General features: G+C 44.6%; 5 protein-coding genes. 4 read left to right on the top strand and 1 reads right to left on the bottom strand.

Translation table 11 applies throughout. The annotated features are described in order from the left end of the window. Positions 1 to 2,074 (top strand): PVC-type heme-binding CxxCH protein (locus LC574_RS24555; protein ID WP_229456163.1); only part of this gene is annotated, 2,074 nt, incomplete at its 5' end. A 71-nt stretch (positions 2,075 to 2,145) separates the two neighbouring features. Here the strand turns inward: LC574_RS24555 and rimI are convergent. Beyond that, a complete protein-coding gene (rimI, locus tag LC574_RS24560) occupies positions 2,146 to 2,697 on the bottom strand; it encodes a ribosomal protein S18-alanine N-acetyltransferase (RefSeq protein WP_229456164.1) in 552 nt (183 codons plus the stop codon). 92 nt (positions 2,698 to 2,789) lie between these two features. Here rimI and lysA point away from each other — a divergent pair, with 92 nt between their 5' ends. The 3 genes from lysA to LC574_RS24575 all read left to right on the top strand — a co-directional run. Then, positions 2,790 to 4,199 carry a diaminopimelate decarboxylase gene (gene lysA / locus LC574_RS24565; RefSeq protein ID WP_229456165.1) on the top strand — a complete coding sequence of 470 codons (1,410 nt, stop codon included), beginning with the start codon at positions 2,790 to 2,792 and terminating at the stop codon, positions 4,197 to 4,199. 150 nt (positions 4,200 to 4,349) lie between these two features. Then, entirely contained in the window at positions 4,350 to 5,273 is a 924-nt protein-coding gene (gene cdaA / locus LC574_RS24570; protein ID WP_229456166.1) for a diadenylate cyclase CdaA, read from the top strand. After that, a partial coding sequence (locus tag LC574_RS24575; protein ID WP_229456167.1) for an undecaprenyl diphosphate synthase family protein occupies positions 5,270 to 5,423 on the top strand: 154 nt, incomplete at its 3' end. The genes cdaA and LC574_RS24575, both read left to right, overlap by 4 nt.

Raw genomic sequence — 5,423 nt, forward strand, 5'->3', positions numbered from 1 at the left:
CTATGAGAAAAAAGGGGACAAAATCCTGATTCTTGAAGATACAGATAATGATGGCAAAGCCGATAAATCCAAGGTTTATTACCAGGGAGAGGATGTGAATTCGGCTTTGGGTATTTGTGTGACAGGTAATAAAGTGATTGTGTCCTGCAGTCCGAATGTACTGGTTTTTACGGACACCAATGGTGACGATGTGCCCGACAAAAAGGAGATCTTGTTTAAAACGGTTGGCGGCCTTCAGAGTGACCATGGTCTCCATGCCTTTGTTTTCGGACCAGACGGCAAGCTTTATTTTAACTTCGGAAACTTCGTCAAGGGGCTGACCACTGCAGACGGCAAGCCTATGAATGATATTTACAATACGCCGATCTCCGACGACAGCAAACCGTTGCGTGAAGGAATGGTGCTGAGGATTGATCCGGACGGAAAAAATCCTGAGGTTTTAGGCTGGAACTTCAGAAACAATTATGAACTGGCACTCGACTCGTTCGGAAGGATATGGCAGTCAGATAATGATGATGACGGCAATCGCGGAAATCGCATCAACTTTATAGTGGACTATGGTAATTACGGCTATAAAGATGAAATGACGGGGGCCGACTGGCGGGTTAAGAGGACCAACATGGAAGATTCGGTTTTTCTACAGCACTGGCATCTGAACGATCCGGGTGTTATCCCGAATTTAAGACAAACCTATGCGGGCTCACCGACGGGGATGCTGGTTTATGAAGGAGACTTATTGCCATCAAAATATAAGGGAGAGCTTATTCTTTGTGATGCGGGCACCAACCTCGTCAGTGCTTATCCATCCATACAGGACGGAGCAGGTTTTAAGGTGAGTAAACTGCCTATCGCTGACGCTTCGGGTAAAGACCAGTGGTTCAGGCCATCTGATGTGACCGTGGCACCTGACGGTTCTCTTTTTGTAGCCGACTGGTATGATGGCGGGGTAGGAGGGCACGGCGTAGGAGATTTGAAAAAAGGAAGAATTTATAGAATAGCTCCGAAAGGATCAAAGTTCAGCAAGCCGGTTTTTGACTATAAATCAATTAAAGGAGCTATTGAAGCCCTTAAAAATCCGAACCTGGATGTCAGGTACCTGGCTTTTCAGGCTTTGCAGGGATTTGGCGTGAAAGCTGAGACTTCGCTGCTGGAATTGTATGAAAAAGGTGAGCCTGCTTACCGGGCTAGAGCCTTGTGGCTGCTGAGCAAGATCAAGAACCGCGAAACGCACTATATTCAGAAAGCAGGTCAGGATGCCTACGAAGACATCAGGATGGTGGCAGTTAAAATAGCCAGGCAATCGAGGAAATTTGACAAGGCCTTTTATCTGAAAATGTCAAAGGATAAATCATTTGAGGTCAAAAGAGAAGTAGCCCTGGCCATCCGTCATCAGAATCAGCCTGAGATATGGGCCAGCCTGGCGGAAAGCTACGTAAGCGGAGACCGCTGGTATCTCGAAGCCTTGGGTATTGGTGCAGATCAGGATTGGGATAATTGTCTGAAAGCCTATCAGGAATTGAAAGGCGAAAGATGGCTGGAAACAGATGCGGCAAAAGATATCGTCTGGAGGAGCAGGGCGACGAACACACCGCAACTTTTGGCGGAGATCATCGGTAAATCGGCTTTTGCGAGCAAAGCGAGGTATTACCGAGCCTTTGATTTCCAGGAAAATAAATCGAAAAATGATGTTTTGATTAGCTTGCTGAAGAAAACGGATAATGCCCAGGAGAAGGTCATCATTTTCAGGCACTTTGATAAAAATACCATTACCCAGAATGCCGAATTCAATAAAATCCTTCCTGAAGTAATCAAGTCGATTAATGACCCTTACGATTTTCTGGATATTATTTCCAGGTATGAGATTAAAATTAATAATGCCCAAGAGTTAAACCAATTCGCAATTACGTTTTGTAACGGGGATTTAACCCCGAGACTTTCACGTGCTGCCGTCGAAAGGTGTGGGGAATTAAACCCCGAAACTTTGTTAAATATAGTGGTTCTCAGCCCTTGTGAGCTACAACAACCCAACCCCCTCATCGCTTGCGGGGAGGGGGCTATGATGTCCCTTGTATGATTGGAAAAGCTATAATTCGTAATTAATTACGAATTACGAACTTGTACTGAGCGTAGCCGAAGTATTACGAATTAGTTAAAAAGCAAGTGCCAAGAGGATTTTTCGAGGCGATCGCTGACAATAGAATACCACTGGTCTAAAGTTGCTTTAAATTTGCGGTGTTGTAAATCTGGGAGCCAAAGGATTAAAGCATCCTCATCGTTATCTTGGTAGTAGCGCCGCCGCCGCCCAGCTGTTTGAAAGCCAAATTTTTGATATAAAGATATTGCCGCCAAGTTGGAAGCTCGGACTTCGAGGGTAGCTCGCTCCATTTTGCGATCGCAAGCTGTCTTAATGACTGAATATAATAAAGCCGCACCCAAACCTTGACGGTGATATTGGGGATGAACCGCCAAAATTGTAATGTGGGCTTCCTCTAAAATAGACCAAAAGCAACCCATTCCTAGCAAACTTGTGTTGGAGGAGGGAGAAAATAAACCGAGTATATCGCTGTTGGGGCTATCCAATTCTCGTTTGTAGCCCTCCAGAGTCCAAAGTCCGCCAAAACAGGCTTGATCGAGTTCCAGAATAGCACTGAGATTAGAAAATCTCAGTAATTTAATTTCTAAGTCTAATGAGATCACATTTATTGAATAACATTACAAACCCTTTGTACACTGGGAATCGGGAGACGAACTCAAAGCCCGTAATTTGAACAAGGAAAACTTTTATAGTTATGGTATCGACTCACCCCACTGGGGTTCAACATTCTGGAAGTCAATATTTACCTCAAAGGCGTGACACCAGCGCAAATCCATCGCCTAATCAAGAACTTTTACCCTTGACTGCCAAAGTTCATAATCATGACCTCCTGGAAATTGGTGGGTGTGATGTCACAACCCTAGTTGAGCAGTTTGGTTCACCTTTATATATTTTAGATGAAGAAACCCTACGTTCGGCTTGTCAGCAATACCGAGATGCTTTCAAGCAATACTACAAGGGCGAATCTCAAGTATTGTACGCCTCAAAAGCTTGGAATTGTTTAGCTGTTTGTGCGATCGCGGCTTCCGTTGGTTTAGGAATCGATGTCGCATCAGGCGGTGAACTCTACACTGCGCTGCAAGCAGGCGTCAATCCTGAGAAAATCTATCTTCATAGCAACAATAAATCTCGTGAAGAACTGATTTTTGCTACAGAAGTCGGCTGCACTATTGTCGTGGATAACTGGCACGAGTTACGCACTTTAGTAGAAATTGTCAAAACGGCAAATTCCCCCTCCGTACAGCCTCGATTCTTGTTGCGCTTGACTCCGGGTATTGAATGTCACACACATGAATATATTCGCACGGGGCAACTAGATAGTAAATTTGGCTTTGATCCGAATGAGTTAGGGGAATTATTTACTTTTGTCAGTAAACAATCTGTCATTAACTGCGTAGGGTTACATGCTCATATCGGTTCCCAAATTTTTGAGCGCCAACCGCATCGAGATTTAGCGGCTCTGATGGTACAGTGGTTACGTGATGCGGCGAAGTATGGTTTACATTTGACAGAGTTAAATGTCGGTGGTGGTTTAGGGATTAAGTATATAGAATCAGACGATCCCCCCAGCATTGAAGAGTGGGTGAAGCCGATTTGTGAGGTAATTCAAGAAGCTTGTGTAGCCGAAAATCTGCCTTTGCCGAAATTACTGAGTGAACCGGGGCGATCGCTAATTGCCACAGCTTGCATTACTGCCTATACTATTGGTTCATCCAAAGTTATCCCAGAAATTCGTACCTATGTAGCGATCGATGGGGGAATGTCTGATAATCCCCGCCCGATTACTTACCAATCAGTTTATCGGGCAGTAGTTGCCAATAAAATGTCTTCACCTTTAACCCAAACAGTCACAATTGCTGGTAAACATTGTGAATCAGGAGATATTCTGATTAAGAATGCACTACTTCCAAAGACTGAACCAGGAGATATTCTCGTAGTTATGGGAACTGGTGCTTACAATTACAGTATGGCATCTAACTACAACCGCTTGCCCCGACCGGCAGCAGTTGTTGTGGCGAATGGCGAAGCAAATTTAATTTTGCAACGTGAAACTTATCAAGACTTAATTCGACAAGATCGCCTACCAGAAAGGCTAAAAAAATAGTCATTTGTCCCCGAAGTTCTGATCGGAGGAAGCCTCCGCTCAGACTTCTCTCTTGGTCATTAGTCATTAGCCAGGAACTAATGACTAATGACTAATGACTAATGACTAATGACTAAATGTAATTAGAGGCAAAAGTGTAATCCAGATGTCATGAGAGATTGGTGGAAGCAATGGCTGATAAACCTGGGATGGTCACAGTCCTTGCTACTTGGGACTCTGGATATTGTGTTAGTGTTGGCGCTGACGTACATGATGCTAGTTATTATTAGTGAGCGCCGGACACTGTGGATGGTGAGGGGATTCATTATCTTAATGCTAGCCTCAGCACTAAGTGGCAGATTAGGACTACCTCTGCTAAGTTTTGTATTGGAAAAGTTGGTAATTGGTTGTGCTGTAGCGATGGCAGTTGCTTTACAGTCAGAGTTTCGGCGGTTTTTGGAGCAATTAGGGCGTGGCGAATTCCGCCAGCTCTTTCAACCCGACCGGCTGGCAATCCCCAAATCTGATAGTGTAATTGATGAAATTGTTGAGGCTGTTAAAGAATTGTCAAAAAACCGCATTGGAGCTTTACTAATTGTGGAAACCACAGGGCCAATTGATGAGCGAGATTTTTCTGTCCCAGGAGTAAAGCTAAATGCGGAGGTTTCTAAAGAACTAATCCAGACAATTTTTCAGCCAAAAACTTTGTTACACGATGGGGCAACATTAATTCGCGGATCGCGGATCATCTCATCGGGTATAATTTTACCACTTTCGGGACGCACAGCCTCGCGCCAGTTGGGAACACGCCACCGGGCGGCAATGGGAATTACTGAGCGGGTCGAAAATTGCATTTGTGTCGTTGTGTCTGAAGAAACGGGTTCTATTTCCTTAGCGGAACGGGGAACCCTAAATAGACCCCTGACGATTAGGAAGCTGAAAGAGTCATTAGAAGCTCTTTTGTCCCCAATCGTGGATAGGGAAGCTGTAGCTCCTGGTCTGTTAAGTTTTGTTCGTCAGATAGGTGGGAAGATACGAACACTGGTTTCACGTTTACTCAGATTACCATCGACCGCTTCTCGAGATAAAAAATGACAGCACAACAAACTAAACTGCAAGATTTGCCTACTGACTTAAAACGAGAACTATTGCCGCAGCACGTTGCGGTGATTATGGATGGTAATGGTCGATGGGCTAAACGTCAGGGTTTACCTCGGATTATGGGTCATAAGCGAGGAGTAGATG

Source organism: Nostoc sp. CHAB 5715 (assembly GCF_020829685.1).
Classification (GTDB): domain Bacteria; phylum Cyanobacteriota; class Cyanobacteriia; order Cyanobacteriales; family Nostocaceae; genus Nostoc.